Here is a 20,895-nt window from a genome sequence, read left to right as displayed (position 1 = left end):
CCGGGGATACCGTCGGGCCATGACAGCGAGCGAGCAGCGCTTCGTCGTGGTGACCACCACGCACGAGAGCGAGGAGCAGGCCCGGGCCCTGGCGTCCGCCGTGGTGCGGGAGCGGCTGGCGGCCTGCGCCCAGGTGTACCCCGTGCGGTCGGTGTACTGGTGGGAGGGCGAGGTGCAGGACGCCGAGGAGTGGCGGATCGACCTCAAGACCCGTGCCGAACTCGCGGACCGGCTGGTCGCGTTCGTCGCCGGGCTGCACCCGTACGAGACGCCCGAGGTGATCGCCGTGCCGGTGGTGGCCGGCAGCCCGGGCTACCTGGACTGGGTGGCGGAGGAGACGGCCCGGTAGCGGATCAGGGCGCGACCGCCAGGAAGGCGGGGACGGCGAGCACCCGGCGGTGGTCCTCCTCGGAGGGTGGCAGGTCGAGCTTGAGGAAGATGTCGGCGGTGTGCTTCTTCACCGCCTGCTCGGCGATCACCATCTGCTCGGCGATCGCCACGTCCGGGCGCGCTGGACCTGCTCGGCCGAACCGCACCGGACGGCGGCGGGGCCCGGAGGATCGCCTCCGGGCCCCGCTGCCGGCTTCCGGTCCCGAGCCGCCCGGCCCCGGCCCTGCGGACCCGCTGCCGGCCTCAGCCCTCGGAGCCGCCGAAGCGCGCGGTCCAGGCGGCCAGGTCCTCGTCCGTGATCTTGGCGAACAGCACCGGCGGCACCGTGAACGCCGTTCCGGCCGGCACCAGGTCCAGCGCCCGGGCCTCCTCCGGGTCCACCCAGCGGCGGGTGGCCGCCGGCGAGTCCGCGGGCAGCGCGAAGGCTCCGCGCATCGCCGCCGCGGCGGTCGGGATGAACGGCTCGGACACCACCGCGTACAGGTGGATCAGGTTCATCGCCGTCCGCAGGGTGAGCGCCGCCGCCTCCGGGTCGGTCTTCACCTGCAGCCAGGGCGCCTTCTCGTCCAGGTACGCGTTGCCCGCGCTCCACAGCGCGCGCAGCGCCTGCGCGGCCTTGCGGAAGCTGAGGGCTTCCAGCTGGGCCTCGTACTCGGCGAGCAGCCCGGCGACCTGCTCGCCGAGGCGCTGTTCGGCCTCGCCCGCCGGGTGGCCGCCGGGGACGTCGTCGCCGAAGCGCTTGCGGCTGAAGGACAGCACCCGGTTGACGAAGTTGCCGAGGGTGTCGGCGAGGTCCTTGTTGACGACCGAGGCGAAGAGGTCCCAGGTGAAGCTGGAGTCGTCCGACTCGGGCGCGTGCGCCATCAGGAAGTAGCGCCAGTAGTCGGCCGGCAGCAGGTCCAGGGCGACGTCGGTGAAGATGCCGCGCTTCTGGCTGGTGGAGAACTTCCCGCCGTAGTACGTCAGCCAGTTGAAGGCCTTGACGTAGTCGACCTTCTTCCAGGGGCGGCGCGAGCCGAGGATCGTCGCCGGGAACATCACGGTGTGGAACGGGACGTTGTCCTTGGCCATGAACTCGGTGTAGCGGACGGTCCCGTCGGCCTCGTACCACCAGGACTTCCAGTCCCGCAGCTGTCCGGCCGGGGCCGCGTCCGCCCACTCCTTGGTGGCGCCGATGTACTCGATCGGGGCGTCGAACCAGACGTAGAACACCTTGCCCTCGGCGGCCAGTTCGGGCCAGACGTCGGCCGGCACCGGGACGCCCCACTCCAGGTCGCGGGTGATCGCGCGGTCCTGCAGGCCTTCGGTCAGCCACTTGCGGGCGATCGAGGAGGCCAGCACCGGCCACGAGTCGGCGTGCGCGGCGATCCAGTCCTCGACCTCCTCGGTCAGCTCGGACTGGAGCAGGAACAGGTGCCTGGTCTCGCGGACCTCCAGGTCGGAGCTGCCGCTGATCGCCGAGCGCGGCTCCAGCAGGTCGGTGGGGTCGAGCACCCGGGTGCAGTTCTCGCACTGGTCGCCGCGGGCCTTGTCGTAGCCGCAGTGCGGGCAGGTGCCGACGATGTAGCGGTCGGGCAGGAAGCGTCCGTCGGTGTTGGAGTACACCTGGCGGATGGCGCGCTCCTCGATGAAGCCGTTGCGCTGCAGTTCGCGGGCGATCTCCTGGGTGATCTCCCGGTTCTGCGGCGAGGAGCTGCGGCCGAAGTGGTCGAAGGAGAGCCCGAAGCCGTCGTACACCGCCTTCTGGGCGTCGTGCGCCCGGGCGCAGAACTCGGCGACGGGCAGTCCGGCCTCCTGGGCGGCCAGTTCGGCGGGGGTGCCGTGCTCGTCGGTGGCGCAGATGTACAGCACCTCGTGGCCGCGCTGCCGCAGGTAGCGGGAGTAGACGTCCGCCGGGAGCATGGACCCGACCATGTTGCCCAGGTGCTTGATCCCGTTGATGTAGGGGAGGGCGCTGGTGATCAGGTGCCGAGCCATCCTCGGGTGCTCCGATTTCTCCCGCACGCGCACCCCACCCGGAGTGCTGTGCCAGGCGCAGGGGTCCACTGTGGGCTGCCAAGCCTACCGCCGCCGCCGGTCCGGACGGCCGTCGTCAGGGCCGGGTGAGGTCGCCGTACCGGTCGAACTCCCCGGCCTTCACTCCCCGGACGAAGGCGGCCCACTTGCGCGGCGTGGTCTGCACGATCACCTCGGGGCGGTCCGACTCGCGGATCTCCACCAGCCCGCCCGCCGCTCTGACCTCGACGCAGTCGGTGCTCTCTCCGCTGGCCGAGGCCTTGCGCCAGATGCTCATGAGAAGTCTTTCAGTAAGGTCCGGATGAAGTCCCGGGACTCGTCCGGCCCGAGCGCGATCGCCGCGGTCTTCTCCTTGATCCGTCGGTAGGAGTCCAATTCCGCGTCGGAGTGCACGAACTTCGGACCGTGGGAGAGGTCGATCTGGACGGTGTCGAGCTCCGGGACCGGCCCGCGGGCGAGGTAGAGGCTCTCCCCGGACCCCGTGTAGGTGGGCACGCTGAACGGGATCACCCGGATCTCCACCCCGGGCCGCTCGGAATTCTCCACCAGGCTCCGCAACTGCTCGCGGAGCACTTCCGGACCGCCGAACTGCATGCGCAGCGCGGACTCGTGCAGGAATGCGCTGTACGGCTTCGGGTGGTCGACGAAGATCTGCTGGCGCCGAATCCGGAATGCCTTCCGGACCTCGGCCTCCTGCCGGTACTGCGGGGGGAGGCGCTCGAACACCGCGGCGGCGTACGCCGGGGTCTGCAACAGGCCGGGGATGAAGGTGCTGTTCAGGATGGACAGGGACGCCGCGTGGTGTTCCATCTCCGCGATGTCGATGATCGCGTTCGGCAGCCGGCCCCGGTAGCTGTCCCACCAGTACTTGCGCCGGTCCTGCGTCATGGCGAGCAGCGCGTCGAGGTACGGGCCGTCCTCGCAGCCGCAGCTGCGCGCCCAGGTCCGCAGTCGGTCCGCGCTGATGCCCGACTTCCCGTTCTCCATCTGGGAGATCTTGGGCAGGTCGGTGCCGATGGTGACGGCCAGGGTCTTGGGCGTCACGCCCACGCGTTCGCGCATCCTGCGCAACTCGATTCCGAGGCGCTGCTGGCGCACGGTCGGCGACAAGCGGGGTGGCATGACTCTCTTCTCCGGATCGCGGCTGCGGTCGATGCTTCCGGTGAAGTGTGCCGTGCATACAGGGCCCTAGCTACCAAAATGGGGGATACCCCACGATGGAGTGAACGTTCTCCCGCTCGGTAGCAACTCTGGCACCCTGACCCTATGGTCGTCCGTGTCACTCGCTGACTTGTTGCCGCCTAAACAGTCCTCAATCAGCCGTAAATACACACCAGATGCATGGTCACGGCGCCCGACATCACCGACCGGAGACAGCCATGCCCCTTCCCTCGCCTCTCCGTCTTCCCCACCGTCCCCGTCCTTCCCGCTGCATTTCCGCGTCCCGGTGAATGGGCTTCTCGTCGCCGCATTGTCCGTACTCCTCCTGGCCGTCCTGTTCGTCGGCTGGCTGGTTTGGCTGGTGACCCTCCAGCCCCGCGAACCCCGCCCGGCGAAGCGGGGGATCGCGGCGGGCCATTCCGCGGGCGGCGAGCGGAAATGACGGCCCGTTCCCGGGCCGGCGGTGGCCGGCGGGGGCGGTGACACCCACCCCCCGTCGGACGGCCGCGCGCTCCCGTACGATCACCGGCGACGCCGGCGCCTCCGCCGGTGGACGCTCGCCGGGGGGACGCGATGGAGCCACTGCACGACACCGACCCGGAGGCCGTCGGCCCGTACCGGCTCTTCGCCCGGCTCGGGGAGGGCGGCATGGGGGAGGTGTACCTCGCCCGCTCGGCCGGCGGACGCACCGTCGCGGTCAAGGTGGTCCGCTCCGAACTCGCCCGGGACACGGTGTTCCGGAGCCGGTTCCGTCGCGAGGTGGCCGCGGCGCGGGCGGTGGACGCCGTGCACACCGCGCCGGTGGTCGACGCCGACCCGGACGGCCCCGCCCCCTGGCTCGCCACCGCGTACGTGCCCGGCCCGCCGTTGTCCCGGACCGTCCACGAGCACGGCCCGCTGCCGGAGCCCTCGGCGCGTGCGCTCGGCGCCCGGCTGGCCGAGGCGCTGGAGGCGATCCACGGCGCCGGCCTGGTCCACCGCGACCTCAAGCCGTCCAACGTCCTGCTCACCGCCGACGGCCCGCGGGTGATCGACTTCGGCATCGCCCGGGCACTCGACGACGACGACCTGACCAGGACCGGTGGGCTGATCGGCTCCCCCGGGTTCATGTCCCCCGAGCAGGCCGGCGGGCTGCCGACCGGAGCCCCCGGCGACGTCTTCTCGCTCGCCTCGGTCCTGGTCTTCGCGGTGACCGGGCACGGACCCTTCGAGAGCGCCGCGGGTGTCGCCGCCCAGATCTACAAGGTGGTGCACGAGGAGCCCGACCTGGCCGACGTGCCGCCCGCGCTGCGCGAGGTCGTCGAGCAGTGCCTGCGCAAGGATCCGGCGCGGCGCCCGCTCCCGGCGGACCTGCGGGCTCTGCTCTCCGTCGGGGCCGCCGACGCCGAGTGGCTCCCCGCCCCGGTGGCGGCCGGGCTGGCCCGCCACGCGGCGACGGTGATGAACCTGGAGGCGCCGCTCCGTGTCGGCGGGGGGCCGTCCGAGGCCCCGACGATCGCGCGCAACCGCACCCGGGTGGACGTGACGGACCCCTCGGACCCCTCGGTGCGGCCGGTGCCGCCGGTGCCGCAGGAGGGGGCCGGTTCCCGTCCGGGCGTGCTCTCCCGGCGCCGGCTGCTGCTGTCCGGCGGCGCCTTGGCCGTCACCGCCGCGGCCGGCGCCGCGACCTGGGCCCTGACCCGCCCGGACTCCCCGCGCGGCGGGACGGGGGCCCCGCCCGAGCCGGTGTGGACCGTCGCCACCGAGGGCACCGACGCGGGCCCGCGCCCGGGTCTGGTGGTCGACGACCTGGTGCTGCTCCACGCGGACACCCTGCTCGCGGTGGACGCTGCCACCGGCGAGGGCCGCTGGGAGAACAAGGGCGCCGGGAACACGTCGTACCTGGTGGGCGGCAGTGACCTCTACGAACTGTCCGGCACGCTGCGCCGGTTGGCGCTCGCGGACGGTTCGGCGAGCGATGCCGCGGCCGACCTGATGGGGGCCGGCAGGAGGGTCGCGTTCGAGTCGCTGCTGGCGGCGACCGACCGGAGGCTCTACCTCAAGGTCTCCGTCGCCCCGGTCGACGGCGAGGGCGCCACCATCGTCGGGATCCTGTGCACGGGCCGGGACCTGTCCGGCCGGGAGTGGTTCCAGGAGGACCCGAACTCCTCCGACCTGGACTCGCCCGGGGCGGTCGGCGGCGGCGTCCTGCTGCACCTCGACAACGGGAACGACGTGGTCGCCCGTCGCGCCGACGGTTCGGGCGGGCGGATGTGGCGGGCGGGGACCGGGAGTTCGACGCCCCGGCCGGTCCGGTGCGACGACCGGCGGGCCTACTGCGCGGTGGACGGCACGGGCCTGCAGGCGGTCGGGCTGGAGGACGGTCGGCAGGTGTGGCGCGTCGACCCGCGGGCCGGGCGGATCGGCGACTTCGCGGTGGCCGACGGCTCGCTGTACCTGAGCCTCGGCGCCCGCTCGTTCTCCGCCGTCGACGCGGAGACCGGGAAGGTCCGCTGGACCTGCCCGCTGCCCGGCGACCCGTCCGTCTCGCAGCCGCCGGTGCGGGCCGGCGGCACCGTCTTCGTCCCCGGCGAGGTCTCGCGGGAGCCGCACGCGGTGCCCTGCGTCCACGCCCTCGACGCGGCCACCGGGCACCTCAGGTGGACCTTCACCGACCCGGCGTACCAGCCCGGAGGCGAGGCCCTCGGCTGCCGGCTGAGCACCGACGGCAAGCTGGTGTTCGTCTGGATCAGGGACACGGTGTCCGCCCTGCCCGTCGGCTGAGCGGGCGTCAGCCCCGCGCCAGCCGCTCCGCCAGGCGGGACTTGGCGGCCGGCCACTCGTCGGTGAGCATCGCGAAGTAGGCGCTGTCCCGCCAGGTGCCGTCGGGGCGGAGCCGGTCGCGGCGGTGGACGCCCTCGAACTGCGCGCCGAGGCGCCGGATCGCGGTGCGCGAACGCTCGTTGAGGGCGTCGGTCTTCCAGAAGACGCGGCCCATGCCCAGTTCCTCGAAGGCGTGGGTGAGCAGCAGCAGCTTGGCCTCGGTGTTGACGGCCGTGCGCCACACCGAGCGGGCGTACCAGGTGCCGCCGATCTCCAGGTACTCGTTCTCGGCGCTGAAGTCGTGGTAGCCGGTGACGCCGACCGCCGTGCCGCTCGCGAGGTCGACGGCGGCGAAGTACACCGACTCCCCGCCCGCGGCCTCGGCGAGGCGGACGTCGAGCAGCGCGCCCAGGTCCTCCTCGGTGGCGGGCACGCGGACGGGGACCCAGCGCCAGACCTCGGGGTCGTGGCCGATGGAGTCCCAGAGGCCGGCGAGGTGGCGGCGTTCCAGCGGCTCCAGGCGGATGTGGCGGCCGGTGAGGGTGACGGGCGTGGGCAGCTTCGCGGTCATGCCCCGAACGTAGCGGCGCTCTGCACTAGATGCAATAGATATTTGCACTAGTTCAAACTGTCGATCCCGGGCAGCGCGAAGGCCCCGCGGGACGGGTCCCACGGGGCCTTCGATACGCCCGGCCTCCGGCCGGTCGGGCTCAGATGAACGAGTTGATCTGGATCGTCTCGTCGCGGCCCGGGCCGACGCCGATGGCCGAGATCGGCGCGCCCGACATCTCCTCCAGCGCCTTCACGTACGCCTGGGCGTTCTTCGGCAGGTCGGCGAAGGACTTGGCCTTGCTGATGTCCTCGGTCCAGCCCGGCAGCGTCTCGTAGATCGGCTTGGCGTGGTGGAAGTCCGACTGGTTGTAGGGGAGTTCCTCGACCCGCTTGCCGTCGATCTCGTAGGCGACGCAGACCGGGATCTGCTCCCAGCCGGTCAGCACGTCCAGCTTGGTGAGGAAGAAGTCGGTGAGGCCGTTGACCCGGGTCGCGTAGCGCGCGATGACGGCGTCGAACCAGCCGCAGCGGCGGTCACGGCCGGTGGTGACACCGCGCTCGCCGCCGATCCGGCGCAGCGCCTCGCCGTCCGCGTCGAGCAGCTCGGTCGGGAACGGGCCGGAGCCGACACGGGTGGTGTAGGCCTTGAGGATGCCGATGACCCGGTCGATCTTGGTGGGGCCGATGCCGGCGCCGGTGCAGGCACCGCCCGCGGTCGGGTTCGACGAGGTCACGAAGGGGTACGTGCCGTGGTCGACGTCGAGCAGGGTGCCCTGGCCACCCTCCAGCAGGACGACCTTGTCCGCCTTCAGCGCCTCGTCCAGGACGAGGGTGGTGTCGGCGAGGAAGGGCTTGATCTTCTCCGCGTAGCCCAGGTACTCCTCGACCACCAGGTCGGCCGGGATGGTGCGGCGGTTGTACAGCTTGACCAGGACCTGGTTCTTGTCGTGCAGCGCCGCCTCGATCTTCTGGCGCAGGATCGACTCGTCGAACAGGTCCTGGACCCGGATGCCGACGCGGTTGATCTTGTCCGCGTAGGTCGGGCCGATACCGCGGCCGGTGGTGCCGATCCGGCGCTTGCCGAGGAAGCGCTCGGTGACCTTGTCCAGGGTGCGGTGGTACGGCGTGATCAGGTGGGCGTTGCCCGAGACCAGCAGCTTGGAGGTGTCGATGCCGCGCTCGTTCAGGCCGGCCAGCTCGGAGAGCAGCACGGCCGGGTCGATCACGACGCCGTTGCCGATCACCGGCGTGACGTTCGGGCTGAGGATGCCGGAGGGGAGCAGGTGCAGGGCGTACTTCTGGTCGCCGATGACCACCGTGTGACCGGCGTTGTTGCCGCCCTGGTAGCGGACGACGTAGTCGACGGAGCCGCCGAGGAGGTCGGTGGCCTTCCCCTTGCCCTCGTCCCCCCACTGAGCGCCAACGAGCACGAGTGCCGGCACAGGCGTACACCCCTTCCGGTTGGGGCATCCTGCGTAGGCCGCAGTCTGCCCCGAGATAGACGAAGCCCCTGGCGCAATGGCGCAAGGGGCTCTTGCACCGAGAGATTACCTGAGGAAGGACCGGTCGTGTCGTCCCTGTCCACGCCTGCAACCGGCGGCCCCGAGCCGCTCCTGCTGCTCCTCGACCCGGTGGCCCGGCAGACCGACGGCGAGTCGGTGCGGATCGCGAAGGACGTGCTCTGCGGGGGCGCGGACGTGAAGGTGGTCTATCCGGAGAGCCCTTCCGAACTCGACCGGGTGCTTTCGCACCGGGGTCGGCGGCGACCGGTAGTGATCGGTTCCGACCTCGCCCTGCAGCGGGTGCTGCAGGCGCTGCACCGGCAGCGTGAGCTGGGCACGGAACCGGTGGGGATGGTTCCGGTCGGCCGTGCGGAGGAGCTGGCGGCGGCCCGCGCACTCGGCGTGCCGGGGGAGCCGGTCCGGGCCGCGCGGGCGGTGCTGTCGGGCGCGCCGCGCCGGCTGGACCTGTTGGTGGACGACGGCGGCGGAGTGGCGCTGGGCGGGGTGCGGATCACCGGTGGGGGCGGGCGCCGGACCGTGGGCCGTACTAGTGGCTGGCGTTCGCTATGGGCGAAACTGGCTGCGGCCGAGCAGGCGAACGCACTCGCTCCGGACGGGGCCGACCACAGCCCCCGGGTCCGGGTCGAGGCCGACGGCCGGCTGCTCGCGGACGTCCACCGGCCGGTCCGGCTGGTCCAGGTCACCCTGCCGTCCGGCGCCTCGGACGGGACGGGCGAGATGGAGATCGTCGTCCGGGCCTCGGGTGCCCTGGTGCGGGCCCGGGCGGCGAGCGTCTCGGTGGTCGGCCGCGGCTTCGGCTACGAGGCGGACGGCCACCCGGTCGGTCCGGTCCGCGCCCGGACCTGGACGGTGCACCCGGGCTCCTGGGGCCTGCTGCTGCCGGCCGCGTGAAGCCGGCGTGAACGCCGGGTGAGCAGGCTCACGTTCGGCCGCGCCCCGACCCGCTCCGTTCCGCACACGGAACTCCCCAACAGGCGCGAACCACAAGGCCAACCGCCGCCCGGCGGAATTCCGGCGAGCCGAAATCCCCAGCCCGTAAGGGGTTTTGTCTACGCGCGTTACTCACCGGCTGTCCGACAATCCCGGCATCCCGGGTTCCGGAAGCCCGTGGCAACTGCCCTAGACTCGAAGGCGTGCCACGTGGTGACGGAAGACTCAACCACGATCTTCTTCCCGGTGAGAAAGGCCCCCAGGACGCTTGCGGCGTCTTCGGTGTCTGGGCTCCCGGCGAGGAGGTCGCCAAGCTCACGTTCTTCGGCCTTTACGCCCTGCAGCACCGCGGTCAGGAATCCGCGGGCATCGCAGTGAGCAACGGCTCCCAGATTCTCGTCTTCAAGGACATGGGACTCGTCTCCCAGGTCTTCGACGAGGCCTCCCTGGGGTCGTTGCACGGGCATATCGCCGTCGGACACGCCCGCTACTCGACCACCGGTTCCTCGGTATGGGAGAACGCCCAGCCGACTTTCCGGGCGACCGTGCACGGTTCGCTGGCCCTCGGGCACAACGGAAACCTGGTGAACACCGCCGAACTGGCGGCCATGGTCGCCGAACTGCCCGGCGAGGAGCACGTCTCGCGCTCCGGCCGGACCGCCGCGACCAACGACACCGACCTGGTGACGGCGCTGCTCGCCGGCCACCCGGACCTCTCCATCGAGGAGACGGCCAAGGTCGTCCTGCCCAAGGTCAAGGGCGCGTTCTCGCTCGTCTTCATGGACGAGCACACCCTCTACGCGGCCCGCGACCCGCAGGGCATCCGCCCGCTGGTCCTCGGCCGGCTGGAGCGCGGCTGGGTGGTCGCCTCCGAGACGGCGGCGCTCGACATCTGCGGCGCCTCCTTCATCCGCGAGGTCGAGCCCGGCGAGCTCATCGCCATCGACGAGAACGGCATGCGCAGCTCCCGCTTCGCCGAGGCGAAGCCCAAGGGCTGCGTGTTCGAATACGTCTACCTGGCCCGCCCCGACACCAGCATCGCCGGTCGCAACGTCCACCTCTCCCGCGTGGAGATGGGCCGCCGCCTGGCGAAGGAGGCCCCGGTCGAGGCCGACCTGGTGATAGCGACGCCCGAGTCCGGCACCCCCGCCGCGATCGGGTACGCCGAGGCCAGCGGCATCCCCTACGGCTCCGGCCTGGTGAAGAACGCCTACGTGGGCCGCACCTTCATCCAGCCCAGCCAGACCATCCGCCAGCTCGGCATCCGGCTCAAGCTCAACCCGCTGCGCGAGGTCATCGCCGGCAAGCGCCTGGTGGTCGTGGACGACTCGATCGTGCGCGGCAACACCCAGCGCGCGCTGGTGAAGATGCTGCGCGAGGCCGGAGCCGCCGAGGTGCACATCCGGATCTCCTCCCCGCCGGTGAAGTGGCCCTGCTTCTTCGGGATCGACTTCGCCACCCGCGCGGAGCTGATCGCCAACGGCATGACCATCGAGGAGATCGGCCGCACCCTCGGTGCCGACTCGCTCTCCTACATCTCGATCGACGGCATGATCGAGGCCACCACGCAGCCCAAGGACAAGCTCTGCCGGGCCTGCTTCGACGGCGAGTACCCGATGGAGCTGCCGGACCCGGCGCTGCTCGGCAAGCTGCTGCTGGAGGCCGAGATCAAGGGCGGCCGGCAGCAGCCGGCCGTCCGCGGCAAGCCGACCAGCGGCAGCGACCCGGACGGCGTCCAGTCGCTGCTCGGCGGGGCGGGCGCGGCCGACGCGCTGCGCCGCCCGTAGCGCTCCCACGGTGGGGTCCCGCGAACCGGGACCCCACCGCCGTTCCACCCCCCCCGCAGCCCGACCCAGCCGATCCGAACCACCCCACCTGACCCGAAAGGGCCGCACGCAGTGACCTCCAACCAGAACGGCGCCACCTACGCCGCCGCCGGTGTCGACATCGAGGCGGGCGACCGCGCCGTCGAGCTCATGAAGCAGTGGGTGAAGAAGGCCAACCGCCCCGAGGTGGTCGGCGGTCTCGGCGGCTTCGCCGGCCTCTTCGACGCGTCCGCCTTCAAGAACTACGAGCGGCCGCTGCTGGCCTCGGCCACCGACGGCGTGGGGACCAAGGTGGCCATCGCGGCCGCCATGGACAAGCACGACACCATCGGCCACGACCTGGTCGGCATGGTCGTCGACGACCTCGTGGTGTGCGGCGCCGAGCCGCTGTTCATGACCGACTACATCTGCGTCGGCAAGGTCGTCCCGGAGCGGGTCGCCGCGATCGTCAAGGGCATCGCCGAGGGCTGCGCGCTCGCCGGCTGCGCCCTGGTCGGCGGCGAGACCGCCGAGCACCCGGGCCTGCTGGGCCCGGACGAGTACGACGTGGCGGGCGCCGGCACCGGTATCGTCGAGGCCGACGCGCTGCTCGGTGCGGACCGGGTCCGGGCCGGCGACGTGGTGATCGCGATGGCCGCCTCCGGCCTGCACTCCAACGGCTACTCGCTGGTCCGCCACGTGCTGCTGAACGAGGCCGGCTGGAAGCTCGACCGCAAGGTCGAGGAGTTCGGCCGCACCCTCGGCGAGGAACTGCTGGAGCCGACCCGGATCTACTCGCTGGACTGCCTGGCGCTCACCCGCGCGACCGAGGTCCACGCCTTCTCGCACGTCACCGGCGGCGGCCTGGCGGCCAACCTGGCCCGGGTCGTCCCGGACGGCCTGCACGCCCGCCTGGACCGCGGCACCTGGACCCCGCTGCCGGTCTTCCGGACCGTCGCCGAGGTCGGCAACGTGGCCACCCTGGAGATCGAGAAGACGCTCAACATGGGTGTCGGCATGGTCGCGGTCGTTCCGCCGCACTCGGTGGACGCCGTGTTGTCGATCCTGGAGGACCGCGGCGTCGAGGCCTGGCTGCTCGGCGACATCGTCGAGCGCACCGACGAGCACGAGGGCGGCGCGGCCCTCTACAACGCCTACGAGGGCTTCCGGACGGTCTGATCCGGACCGGGAGACCACAGGGCCCCGTCGGCACTGCCGGCGGGGCCCTGTGCCGTCGTCCGCCCGCCCGCCTCCGGCGGCCCGCACCCCTGCGACCAGGGGCGGGGCCCGCCCGGCCGCCCGGTCCGCGGGAACGCCGAAGACCGGCCCGGCGCCCTGGGCGCCCGGACCGGTCCGGTGGAGCTGCTGTTACGAGCGGCGGGAGGCCTGCGAGGCCCCGGTGCCCGGCTCGTTGTCGTCCTCGTCGTCGAGGTCGGCGTAGCGGGCGGCGTACTCCGCGTACGGGTCGTCGTCCTCCTCCTCTTCGATCGGCTCCGGCTCGATCGGAGAGGTGGACGGCGATACGCCCAGCTCGTTGGACAGACGGTTAGCGTCGAACCCGCCGCTGTTGTACTTCAGCTCGCGGGCGACCTTCGTCTGCTTGGCCTTGGCCCGGCCGCGCCCCATGGGTCGACCCCCTCAACGATGGGGCTCACGGCCCCGAGTCTGACACGTGTTCATGATCAGGACCGGCCTGCCCGAATGGGAGAAGCCGTCCCTTGGAGCATTAACGGTACCTGTTTCCGCCGCTGGACGGTACGTCGTCGGTGTGACGTGGCGCGCACCGACTGCACCCGAGACCGGGTCTTTCCAGGTCAAGGGAGGTTTTGCGGCGATTTTCGCGCTGTCCGGAGGTGTCTGGGGTCCGTCGTTCCAGGACTGATTATCCCCCCTAGGGGGACCTCGGATCACCCGTTCGGGCGGAGAAGTGAGAATCCGGTTCCACATCGTGATGCGCGGGGGGCCGCGGTGGCAGCCCCCCGCGCGTCCGGGGTCCGGTCCGGCGGCCGGATCAGCTGCGGCGGGCGCCCGGGAGCAGGACCGTGCGCAGCGCGCTGATCTCGCGCATCCGCTTCTCGGCCAGGCGGTCGGCGGCGACCGCCGGCGGGATGCCGTCGGTGGCGGCCCGGGTGAAGATCTCCAGCGTGGTGTCGAAGATCTTGGTGGCCTTGTTCTTGGCCCGCTCGAAGTTGAAGCCCTCGATCTCGTCGGCGACCTGGATGACGCCGCCGGAGTTCACCAGGTAGTCCGGGGCGTAGAGGATGCCGCGGTCGGCGAGGTCCTTCTCGACGCCCGGGTGGGCCAGCTGGTTGTTGGCCGCGCCGCAGACGATCGAGGTGCCGAACTCGCCCAGCGCCGCGACGACCGGGTCGGTCAGCGCGCCGCCGAGGGCGCAGGGGGCGTAGACGTCCAGCTTGGCCTGGAGCAGGGCGGCGGTGTCGGCGACGACCTCGACCTCGGGGTGGGCGGCGCGCACGCGGTTGACGGCGGCCTCGAAGGGGTCGGTGACGACGACGGTGGCGCCGTCCGCGACCAGGTGGCCGACCAGGTAGTGGCCGACCTTGCCGACGCCCGCGACGCCGACCCGCTTGCCGCGCAGCGTCGGCTGGCCCCAGCGGGCCTGGGCGGAGGCGCGCATGCCCTGGAAGACGCCGAAGGCGGTCAGGATGGACGAGTCGCCGGCGCCGCCGTGCTCGGGCGAGCGACCGGTCACGAAGTCGGTCTCGCGCGCGATGACGTCCATGTCCTGCACGTAGGTGCCCACGTCGCAGGCGGTGATGTAGCGGCCGCGCAGGGACTCGACGAAGCGGCCGTAGGCCCGGAGCATCGCCTCGTTCTTGTCCTTGTTCGGGTCGCCGATGATGACGGCCTTGCCGCCGCCGAGGTCGAGCCCGGCCAGCGCGTTCTTGTAGGACATGCCGCGGGAGAGGTTCAGCGCGTCCTCCAGCGCCGCCTCCTCGGAGGCGTACGGGAAGAAGCGGGTGCCGCCGAGGGCCGGGCCCAGGGCGGTCGAGTGGATGGCGATGATGGCCTTCAGGCCCGAGCTGCGGTCGTGGCAGAGGACGACCTGCTCGTGGCCGTCGCCGGGGGCGCCGTCCTGCTCGGTGCGGAAGATCCTGCTGAGCACGCCGGGTGCGGGGTGCGTGGCGGGGGTCTGTACGTCGGTCACTGTGGTGACTCCAGTATCGAAGGCCCGCTGCTGTGGTGCGGGCGCCTAGGGCGAAGCGTAGTCGGGTGGGCGCCGCCGATCGGCCCTCTTGTCCGAGCTTGTGCCGGTTGTCCGAGGGGTGAGACGGACGGGGGTGCGCGGTGCGGGCGCGAACGGTTCGGGGGCGCGCTCTCCCGGGCCCGCGCGGCGCGTGCGACCATGCAGGACGTGACCGTCGTACGTACTGCGGTGCAGCCGCCCTACGCCGCCCACCTGCGGGTCTACGAGCCGCTGGCCGCCTACCCGGAGCCCGACCGGGCACGCTGGCAGGCCTACGCGGCGGAGCGCGGTCCGGACGCGGCGGAGGCGGCGCGACCGGTGGCGGCGGCGGTCCTGGAGGAGCAGCGGGAGGCGCTCGCGGAGCTGGCCGCCCGGACGCCCCGGGCGCTGCCCGAGCGGGAGAGCGGACGGGCGTACCTGCGGGTCGTGGACGGCGTCCTGTACGTCTGCCCGTGGGCGACCAGGCTGCGCAGCTGGCAGGCGCTGGAGGAGCTGCGGGCGGGCGCGCCGGTGGTGCTGCTGGACACCGCGCTGCCGCCGGCGGCCCGGGAGGCCGCGGAGGCGGACCTGGAGCGCTGGCGGGCCGAGCACCCGGACGCCCGGCCGTGGATCCTCACCAGCCGGTGGGAGGTCCCGGTGCGCTGGTTCCTGCCGTTCGGGGACGAGGACCGCTGCTTCGTGCCCGGCGGGTCGCCGGAGCCGGGCGCGGGAGCGTCCGGAGGAGGGGAGGGGGACGGCCGGCCGGCGGCGCTGTTCTACCTGGTGCCGATGGCGCAGGCGCGCCGGCGGGTGGCGCGGGCCTACCGGGCGCTGCGCGAGGCGGTGCCGGACGGTGACCTGGTCCGGGGGGCGGAGCGGATCGGACGCTGGCTGGAGGAGTTCCACCCGCGTTCGCTGGTGGAACTGGACTACGGGGGCCTGGTGCATCTGCTGGGGCCGGAACGGCTGCTGGCGGACCGTTCGGCGGGGGAGCTGGAGGAGGGGCTGCGGGCGCTGCGGGCGGGGGACGCCGCGGAGGCGCTGCGCGTGTACGGGGAACTGACGGCGCGGTGGCGCCGGGTGCTGGCGCTGCGGTACGCGAACTGACGTCCGACCGCCCGTGTATGACTGTGAGAGGCCTTGGGGCCGCGCCGCTGATGACCAAGGTCCTGGTTCGGGTCAATAGCTGTCGAACGTGACACTACTCACCGTTGACGCGAACTTACCCCTATGTGCAAAAATGGGACAACCAGCCCAACTTCACGTGAGCGTGCCCACTTTTGGGTGGTTCTGGAGTCGATGCGTGCTTTGCGGGGAAACGGAGGGTCTGGTCCCTTCGTAACCGGACGTCATCAACGCGTGACTGTCCGTTATGGGGTGGTCCATCGCCATCCGTCAGCCTTGAACCCGTGAGGGGTCAATTTTGGCGGTTTGGTCGATAGGGCTGGACGGATGGTGTAGTTGTAGACACCAGGACAAGCCGTTCGTCCTATAACCGACTCGGCCCGTCTATGCCATTTCGGGCATCGCGGGCCAAGGTGCAGAATTTGAAGGATAGAACCGCCCTGGTTCGGTTCTCCCGAGGAGGCCGCTCATGACCGCTCGTACCCCTGATGCTGAGCCGCTGCTGACGCCGGCAGAGGTTGCCACCATGTTCCGCGTGGACCCGAAGACGGTCACCCGCTGGGCCAAGGCCGGCAAGCTGACGTCCATTCGCACGCTCGGCGGTCACCGCCGTTACCGTGAGGCGGAGGTGCGCGCTCTGCTGGCCGGGATTCCGGCTCAGCGCACTGAGGCCTGATAGGCCAAAGGCTCTTTCAAAGGGGCCGCTTACCGGACTCCGCCGGGTCCGGTAAGCGGCCCCTTTGTCGTCTCCGCTTCCGGGCTCCCGGTACCGGCCGGCCGGTCGGAATGCTGAACTCCGGATAACGATTTGATGCGTGTGGGGTGGGGGGGATTTACAGTGAATAGCCGTACAATTTTACATATTAAATTAGTGGCGTTCGCGTAGACCCGTCCCGGGGTCGACCTCCGGGGGATGCGAGTGACGACCGTCACGCGGTCCGTCACTTGTGGTCCGGACCTGGTCCGGGTAGGGGGGTGGACGACAAAAAGCGAGAGGCCCGGAACCTGACGGTTCCGGGCCTCTCGCACTGCGGCGATCCCGACGGGACTTGAACCCGCGACCTCCACCTTGACAGGGTGGCGAGCTAACCAACTGCTCCACGGGACCAGATTGTTCTGATCTCGTTCACTCGCTTGCCGCGCTGCGAACAAGACAGACTGTAGCCCATGGTGGGCCCCCAGGTCGAACTGGCTCCTGAAGGCCCACCCGCAGCTCACGGCACCCGCAGCTCACGGCACCCGCAGCTCACGGCACCCCCGGACCGGCGGCACCCCGGGCCGGAGGGGCCGCCCGGCTCAGAGGGCCGCGCGCGCCGCCTCCATCGCCTTCATGATCCGCTTCTCCGAGACCGGGCTCGGCGTGCCCAGCGACTGGGCGAAGAAGCTGACCCGCAGCTCCTCGATCATCCAGCGGATCGCCCGCACCTCCTCGGACGGCTGCCGCCCGGCCGGCACCGCCGCCAGCAGCTCCCCGTACTCCTGCTGGACCTGCTGCACCTTCAGCAGCTGCTGGGCGTCCCGCTGCGGGTGGTTCGGCAGGGCCTCCAGACGGCGGTCCACCGCCAGCAGGTAGCGCTTGAGGTCCGGCAGCCGCTGCCAGCCGGTGGCCGTCACGAAGCCCGGGTGCACCAGCGAGGCCAGGTGCAGCCGGACGTCGTTCACCGCGTTCAGCAGCACCGGGCTGCTCACCGATTTGAGCCGGGTCGAGGCCTTGTGGAAGGCGATCAGCGCGGTGGCCGTCTTCAGCGTGGTGTCCGCGGACAGGTCGTACAGGTCCGCGCGGACCTTGTCGTGCAGCGTCCCGAAGGCCGCCCCGTCCCAGGCCGGACCGCCGGCCAGCGCCATCAGCCGGTCCGTCGCGGCGGACACGACGTCCTCGAAGAGGGCGGCGATCGAGCCGTGCGGGCTGTGCGAGAGCGCCAGCTTCGCCTGGTTGCCCAGCCGGCCCTGGATCGACTTGGCGGGGGAGGTGGTGGTCAGCATCAGCAGCCGCCGGGTGCCCTCCCACATCGCCTGCGCCTGGGCCTCCGGGGTGTCGAACAGCTTGACGCCGACCGTGCCGCCCTCGTCCACCAGCGCCGGGTAGGCGCGCAGCGAGTGCCCGCGCGAACGCTGCTCGAAGGTGCGCTGCAGCACCGGCAGGGACTCCGGCCAGGCCGTCAGCCCGCCCTGCTCGATGCCCTGGCCGGACGCGGCCGAGGACAGCGTCTCCTTGAGCTTCGGCTTGAGCCTCAGCCGCAGCTCCTCCAGGTCCTTGGACTCGGCGAGCTTGCGGCGCCCGTCCACCACCCGGAAGGTCACCTTGAGGTGGTCCGGCACCCGCTCGTCGTCCCAGGCCTCCGGCGGCACGGTGACGGCCGTCAGCCGCTTCAGGGCGTGCTCCAGGGCCGGGAGCAGCGGCTCCTGCCGGTCCTTCACCGCGCGCAGCGCCGCCTTGGCGAAGTCCGGCGCCGGGACGAAGTTGCGCCGGACCGCCTTCGGCAGCGACTTGATGTACGCGGTGACCAGCTCCTCCCGCAGGCCGGGGATCTGCCAGTCGAAGCCCTCCGCGGTGACCTGGTTGAGCACCGGCAGCGGGATGTGCACGGTCACGCCGTCCGCGTCGCTGCCCGGCTCGAACTGGTAGGTCAGCTTGAAGCGCAGCTTGCCCTGCTGCCAGTGGTCCGGGTAGTCGGCCTCGGTGACGCCGTCGGCGGCGTCGTTGATCAGCATCGACTTCTCGAAGTTCAGCAGGTCCGGCTGCTCGTGCCGGGCCTGCTTCCACCAGGCGTCGAAGTGCCGGGTGGAGACGATCTCGTCGGGCAGCCGGGCGTCGTAGAACTCGAACAGGGTCTGGTCGTCCACCAGGATGTCCCGGCGGCGGGCCCGGTTCTCCAGCTCCTCGACCTCGCCGAGCAGCTTGCGGTTCTCCGCGAAGAACCGGTGGTGGGTCTCCCAGTCGCCCTCGACCAGCGCGTTGCGGATGAACAGCTCGCGGCAGAGCTCCTGGTCGATCTTCCCGTAGTTGACCTTGCGCTGCGCGACGACGGGCATCCCGTAGAGGGTGACCTTCTCGTACGCCAGCACCGCGCCGGCCTTCTTCTCCCAGTGCGGCTCGCTGTAGCTGCGCTTGATCAGGTGGCCGGCCAGCGGCTCGACCCACTCCGGCTCGATCTTGGCGTTGATCCGGGCCCAGAGCCGGGAGGTCTCCACCAGCTCGGCCGACATCACCCAGCGCGGCGGCTTCTTGAACAGGCCGGAGCCCGGGAAGACCGCGAAGCGGGCGCCGCGGGCACCGCCGTACTCACGCTTCTCCGGGTCGAACAGGCCGATGTGGGAGAGCAGGCCGGCCAGCAGGGACTGGTGGATCCGGTCGGCGTCCGGCTCGGCGTCGGCGTGGGGCTCCTCGATCGCCACGCCCAACTGCTTCGCCACGGTGCGCAGCTGGGTGTAGATGTCCTGCCACTCCCGTATCCGCAGGTAGTTGAGGAACTCGGTCTTGCACATCCGGCGGAAGGCCGAGGAGGAGAGCTCCCTCTGCTGCTCCCGGACGTAACGCCACATCGCCAGGTAGGAGAGGAAGTCCGAGGTCTCCGAGGTGAACCGGCGGTGCCGGTCGTCGGCGGCCTGGCGCTTCTCGGCGGGGCGCTCGCGCGGGTCCTGGATGGAGAGCGCGGCGGCGATCACCATGACGTCGCGGACGCAGCCGTTGCGGTCCGCCTCCAGCACCATCCGGGCCATCCGGGGGTCCACCGGGAGCTGGGCGAGCTTGCGGCCGAGCTGGGTGAGGCGTTTGCGCGGGTCCTTCTCGTCCGGGTCCAGCGCGCCCAGCTCCTGCAGCAGGTGCACGCCGTCCTTGATGTTGCGCGAGTCCGGCGGGTCCAGGAACGGGAAGGCGGCGATGTCGCCGAGGCCGGCCGCGGTCATCTGCAGGATCACCGAGGCCAGGTTGGTGCGCAGGATCTCGGCGTCGGTGAACTCGGGGCGGGAGAGGAAGTCCTCCTCCGAGTACAGCCGGATGCAGATGCCGTCCGAGGTCCGGCCGCAGCGGCCCTTGCGCTGGTTGGCGCTGGCCTGGCTGACCGCCTCGATCGGCAGCCGCTGCACCTTGGTGCGGTGGCTGTAGCGGGAGATCCGGGCGGTACCCGGGTCGATCACGTACTTGATGCCGGGGACGGTGAGCGAGGTCTCGGCCACGTTGGTGGCCAGGACGATCCGGCGGCTGCCGGAGCGCTGGAAGACCCGGTGCTGCTCGGCCGAGCTGAGCCGGGCGTACAGCGGCAGGACCTCGGTGTTCCTCAGCTTCAGCCGGTTGAGGGCGTCGGCGGTGTCGCGGATCTCGCGCTCGCCGGAGAGGAAGACCAGGATGTCGCCGGGGCCCTCGGCCTGCAGCTCCTGGGCGGCCTCGCAGATCGCCTGGACCTGGTCCCGGTCGCGGTCGACCTCGTCGCCGTCGTCCTCGGCGTCGTCGTCGACGACGGGGCGGTAGCGGACCTCCACCGGGTACGTCCGGCCGGAGACCTCGACGATCGGGGCGTCGCCGAAGTGCCGGGCGAAGCGCTCCGGGTCGATGGTCGCCGAGGTGATCACGACCTTGAGGTCGGGCCGGCGGGGGAGCAGCTGCTTGACGTAGCCGAGGATGAAGTCGATGTTGAGGCTGCGCTCGTGCGCCTCGTCGATGATCAGGGTGTCGTACTGGAGCAGTTCGCGGTCGGTCTGGATCTCCGCGAGCAGGATGCCGTCCGTCATCAGCTTGACCAGGGTGTCCTGGCCGACCTGGTCGGTGAACCGGACCTTCCAGCCGACCGCCTCGCCCAGCGGGCTGTCCAGCTCCTCCGCGACCCGCTCGGCCACCGTGCGGGCGGCGATCCGGCGCGGCTGGGTGTGGCCGACCAGACCGCGCACGCCGCGGCCGAGCTCCAGACAGATCTTCGGGATCTGGGTCGTCTTCCCGGAGCCGGTCTCGCCCGCGACGATCACCACCTGGTGGTCCCGGATCGCCGCCAGGATCTCGTCCTTCTTCTGGCTGACCGGGAGCTCGGCCGGGTACGTGATCGGCGGGACGGCGCCCCGGCGCTGCTCGACCAGCAGCTCCGCGCGGTCGATGTCGGCGGCGATCTCGGCGGCGATCTTCTGCCGGGCCTCCGGCTTGCGGACCCGGCGCGCCCCCTCCAGCCGGCGTCCGATCCGCACCTGGTCGCGCAGGGTCAGTTCGGGCAGGCGGGCGGCCAGCTCACCGATTCCGGGACCCTCGGCGGGCGCGGGGGCGGACTGGACTGCGGGAGAACTCACTGCGGGCATCCCTCTAGGTTCGCAAGGAGGTGCGGCGGAGCGCACCTCGGTTTTCGAGCCCCTCCAGTGTCACAGCCGCCGGCCGCGAATCGCGAACGGCGGGCAACGGTCCGCGGCCGCCGTGGGCTCCAGG

The 20,895-nt window shown here is 71.5% G+C and carries 15 protein-coding genes, 1 tRNA gene and 1 pseudogene; 7 read left to right on the top strand and 10 right to left on the bottom strand.

Annotated features, from left to right (window positions below; translation table 11 throughout):
• Nucleotides 1-19 precede the first annotated feature (19 nt).
• Complete coding sequence (gene cutA / locus AB0D10_RS20015) at nucleotides 20-349, top strand: divalent-cation tolerance protein CutA (RefSeq protein WP_360257940.1); 330 nt, start codon at nucleotides 20-22, stop codon at nucleotides 347-349.
• A gap of 4 nt (nucleotides 350-353) precedes the next feature.
• Here the strand turns inward: cutA and AB0D10_RS20010 are convergent.
• The 4 genes and pseudogenes from AB0D10_RS20010 to AB0D10_RS19995 form a co-directional block, all read right to left on the bottom strand.
• Nucleotides 354-509 (bottom strand): annotated as a pseudogene (locus AB0D10_RS20010) (DNA-binding response regulator); the annotation flags it as partial.
• 124 nt (nucleotides 510-633) lie between these two features.
• A complete protein-coding gene (metG, locus tag AB0D10_RS20005; RefSeq protein WP_360257937.1) occupies nucleotides 634-2,367 on the bottom strand; it encodes a methionine--tRNA ligase in 1,734 nt (577 codons plus the stop codon).
• A gap of 115 nt (nucleotides 2,368-2,482) precedes the next feature.
• The gene (locus AB0D10_RS20000) at nucleotides 2,483-2,683 is read right to left on the bottom strand and encodes a DUF397 domain-containing protein (RefSeq protein ID WP_360257935.1); all 201 of its coding nucleotides are present in this window, start codon (nucleotides 2,681-2,683) and stop codon (nucleotides 2,483-2,485) included.
• Entirely contained in the window at nucleotides 2,680-3,528 is an 849-nt protein-coding gene (locus tag AB0D10_RS19995) for a helix-turn-helix transcriptional regulator (RefSeq protein ID WP_360257933.1), read from the bottom strand. The genes AB0D10_RS20000 and AB0D10_RS19995 overlap by 4 nt, the downstream gene beginning before the upstream one ends.
• Nucleotides 3,529-4,140: 612 nt before the next feature.
• Here AB0D10_RS19995 and AB0D10_RS19990 point away from each other — a divergent pair.
• Nucleotides 4,141-6,330: a protein kinase gene (locus AB0D10_RS19990; protein ID WP_360257930.1), complete on the top strand. Its 2,190-nt coding sequence runs from the start codon at nucleotides 4,141-4,143 to the stop codon at nucleotides 6,328-6,330.
• 7 nt (nucleotides 6,331-6,337) lie between these two features.
• Here the strand turns inward: AB0D10_RS19990 and AB0D10_RS19985 are convergent, their stop codons facing one another.
• Both AB0D10_RS19985 and AB0D10_RS19980 read right to left on the bottom strand, forming a co-directional pair.
• Nucleotides 6,338-6,940, bottom strand: a complete 603-nt coding sequence (locus AB0D10_RS19985; RefSeq protein ID WP_360257927.1) for a GNAT family protein — start codon at nucleotides 6,938-6,940, stop codon at nucleotides 6,338-6,340.
• A 139-nt stretch (nucleotides 6,941-7,079) separates the two neighbouring features.
• Nucleotides 7,080-8,363, bottom strand: a complete 1,284-nt coding sequence (locus tag AB0D10_RS19980) for an adenylosuccinate synthase (protein ID WP_360257925.1) — start codon at nucleotides 8,361-8,363, stop codon at nucleotides 7,080-7,082.
• A gap of 126 nt (nucleotides 8,364-8,489) precedes the next feature.
• On the opposite strand from AB0D10_RS19980, the gene AB0D10_RS19975 reads away from it, so the two are divergent.
• The 3 genes from AB0D10_RS19975 to purM all read left to right on the top strand — a co-directional run bounded on the left by AB0D10_RS19975 (nucleotide 8,490) and on the right by purM (nucleotide 12,358).
• Nucleotides 8,490-9,335, top strand: coding sequence for a diacylglycerol kinase family protein (locus AB0D10_RS19975; protein WP_360257922.1), 846 nt, complete (start codon nucleotides 8,490-8,492; stop codon nucleotides 9,333-9,335).
• A gap of 242 nt (nucleotides 9,336-9,577) precedes the next feature.
• Entirely contained in the window at nucleotides 9,578-11,161 is a 1,584-nt protein-coding gene (gene purF / locus AB0D10_RS19970; RefSeq protein WP_360257920.1) for an amidophosphoribosyltransferase, read from the top strand.
• Between the two features lie 111 nt (nucleotides 11,162-11,272).
• Nucleotides 11,273-12,358, top strand: coding sequence for a phosphoribosylformylglycinamidine cyclo-ligase (gene purM, locus AB0D10_RS19965; protein WP_360257917.1), 1,086 nt, complete (start codon nucleotides 11,273-11,275; stop codon nucleotides 12,356-12,358).
• 189 nt (nucleotides 12,359-12,547) lie between these two features.
• Here the strand turns inward: purM and AB0D10_RS19960 are convergent, their stop codons facing one another.
• Both AB0D10_RS19960 and AB0D10_RS19955 read right to left on the bottom strand, forming a co-directional pair.
• Nucleotides 12,548-12,805, bottom strand: coding sequence for a DUF3073 domain-containing protein (locus AB0D10_RS19960; protein WP_360257915.1), 258 nt, complete (start codon nucleotides 12,803-12,805; stop codon nucleotides 12,548-12,550).
• Nucleotides 12,806-13,190: 385 nt separating this feature from the next.
• The gene (locus AB0D10_RS19955; protein WP_360257974.1) at nucleotides 13,191-14,306 is read right to left on the bottom strand and encodes a Glu/Leu/Phe/Val dehydrogenase dimerization domain-containing protein; all 1,116 of its coding nucleotides are present in this window, start codon (nucleotides 14,304-14,306) and stop codon (nucleotides 13,191-13,193) included.
• Between the two features lie 249 nt (nucleotides 14,307-14,555).
• On the opposite strand from AB0D10_RS19955, the gene AB0D10_RS19950 reads away from it, so the two are divergent.
• The gene (locus AB0D10_RS19950; protein WP_360257913.1) at nucleotides 14,556-15,473 is read left to right on the top strand and encodes a hypothetical protein; all 918 of its coding nucleotides are present in this window, start codon (nucleotides 14,556-14,558) and stop codon (nucleotides 15,471-15,473) included.
• 487 nt (nucleotides 15,474-15,960) lie between these two features.
• Nucleotides 15,961-16,167 (top strand): developmental transcriptional regulator BldC, encoded by a 207-nt coding sequence (gene bldC, locus AB0D10_RS19945; RefSeq protein WP_014137253.1) that lies wholly within the window; start codon nucleotides 15,961-15,963, stop codon nucleotides 16,165-16,167.
• 358 nt (nucleotides 16,168-16,525) lie between these two features.
• On the opposite strand, the gene AB0D10_RS19940 is transcribed toward bldC, so the two are convergent.
• Together AB0D10_RS19940 and hrpA are read right to left on the bottom strand one after the other, a co-directional pair.
• Nucleotides 16,526-16,599: transfer RNA gene (locus AB0D10_RS19940), tRNA-Asp, on the bottom strand.
• A gap of 188 nt (nucleotides 16,600-16,787) precedes the next feature.
• Nucleotides 16,788-20,771 carry an ATP-dependent RNA helicase HrpA gene (gene hrpA / locus AB0D10_RS19935; protein ID WP_360257911.1) on the bottom strand — a complete coding sequence of 1,328 codons (3,984 nt, stop codon included), beginning with the start codon at nucleotides 20,769-20,771 and terminating at the stop codon, nucleotides 16,788-16,790.
• Nucleotides 20,772-20,895: the final 124 nt, after the last annotated feature.

The sequence above is a fragment of the Kitasatospora sp. NPDC048545 genome, assembly GCF_040651155.1.
Taxonomy (GTDB): Bacteria; Actinomycetota; Actinomycetes; order Streptomycetales; family Streptomycetaceae; genus Kitasatospora.
Note: the sequence above shows the minus strand (reverse complement) of the source record. Positions and strands in the feature narration are given on the sequence as shown.

What these genes read in the sequence shown, in the direction of transcription:
- AB0D10_RS19960 (WP_360257915.1), bottom strand. Translation starts at nt 12,805, where the DNA reads ATGGGGCGCGGCCGGGCCAAGGCCAAGCAGACGAAGGTCGCCCGCGAG.
- AB0D10_RS20000 (WP_360257935.1), bottom strand. Translation starts at nt 2,683, where the DNA reads ATGAGCATCTGGCGCAAGGCCTCGGCCAGCGGAGAGAGCACCGACTGC.
- metG (WP_360257937.1), bottom strand. Translation starts at nt 2,367, where the DNA reads ATGGCTCGGCACCTGATCACCAGCGCCCTCCCCTACATCAACGGGATC.
- hrpA (WP_360257911.1), bottom strand. Translation starts at nt 20,771, where the DNA reads ATGCCCGCAGTGAGTTCTCCCGCAGTCCAGTCCGCCCCCGCGCCCGCC.
- AB0D10_RS19995 (WP_360257933.1), bottom strand. Translation starts at nt 3,528, where the DNA reads ATGCCACCCCGCTTGTCGCCGACCGTGCGCCAGCAGCGCCTCGGAATC.
- bldC (WP_014137253.1), top strand. Translation starts at nt 15,961, where the DNA reads ATGACCGCTCGTACCCCTGATGCTGAGCCGCTGCTGACGCCGGCAGAG.
- AB0D10_RS19985 (WP_360257927.1), bottom strand. Translation starts at nt 6,940, where the DNA reads ATGACCGCGAAGCTGCCCACGCCCGTCACCCTCACCGGCCGCCACATC.
- AB0D10_RS19990 (WP_360257930.1), top strand. Translation starts at nt 4,141, where the DNA reads ATGGAGCCACTGCACGACACCGACCCGGAGGCCGTCGGCCCGTACCGG.
- cutA (WP_360257940.1), top strand. Translation starts at nt 20, where the DNA reads ATGACAGCGAGCGAGCAGCGCTTCGTCGTGGTGACCACCACGCACGAG.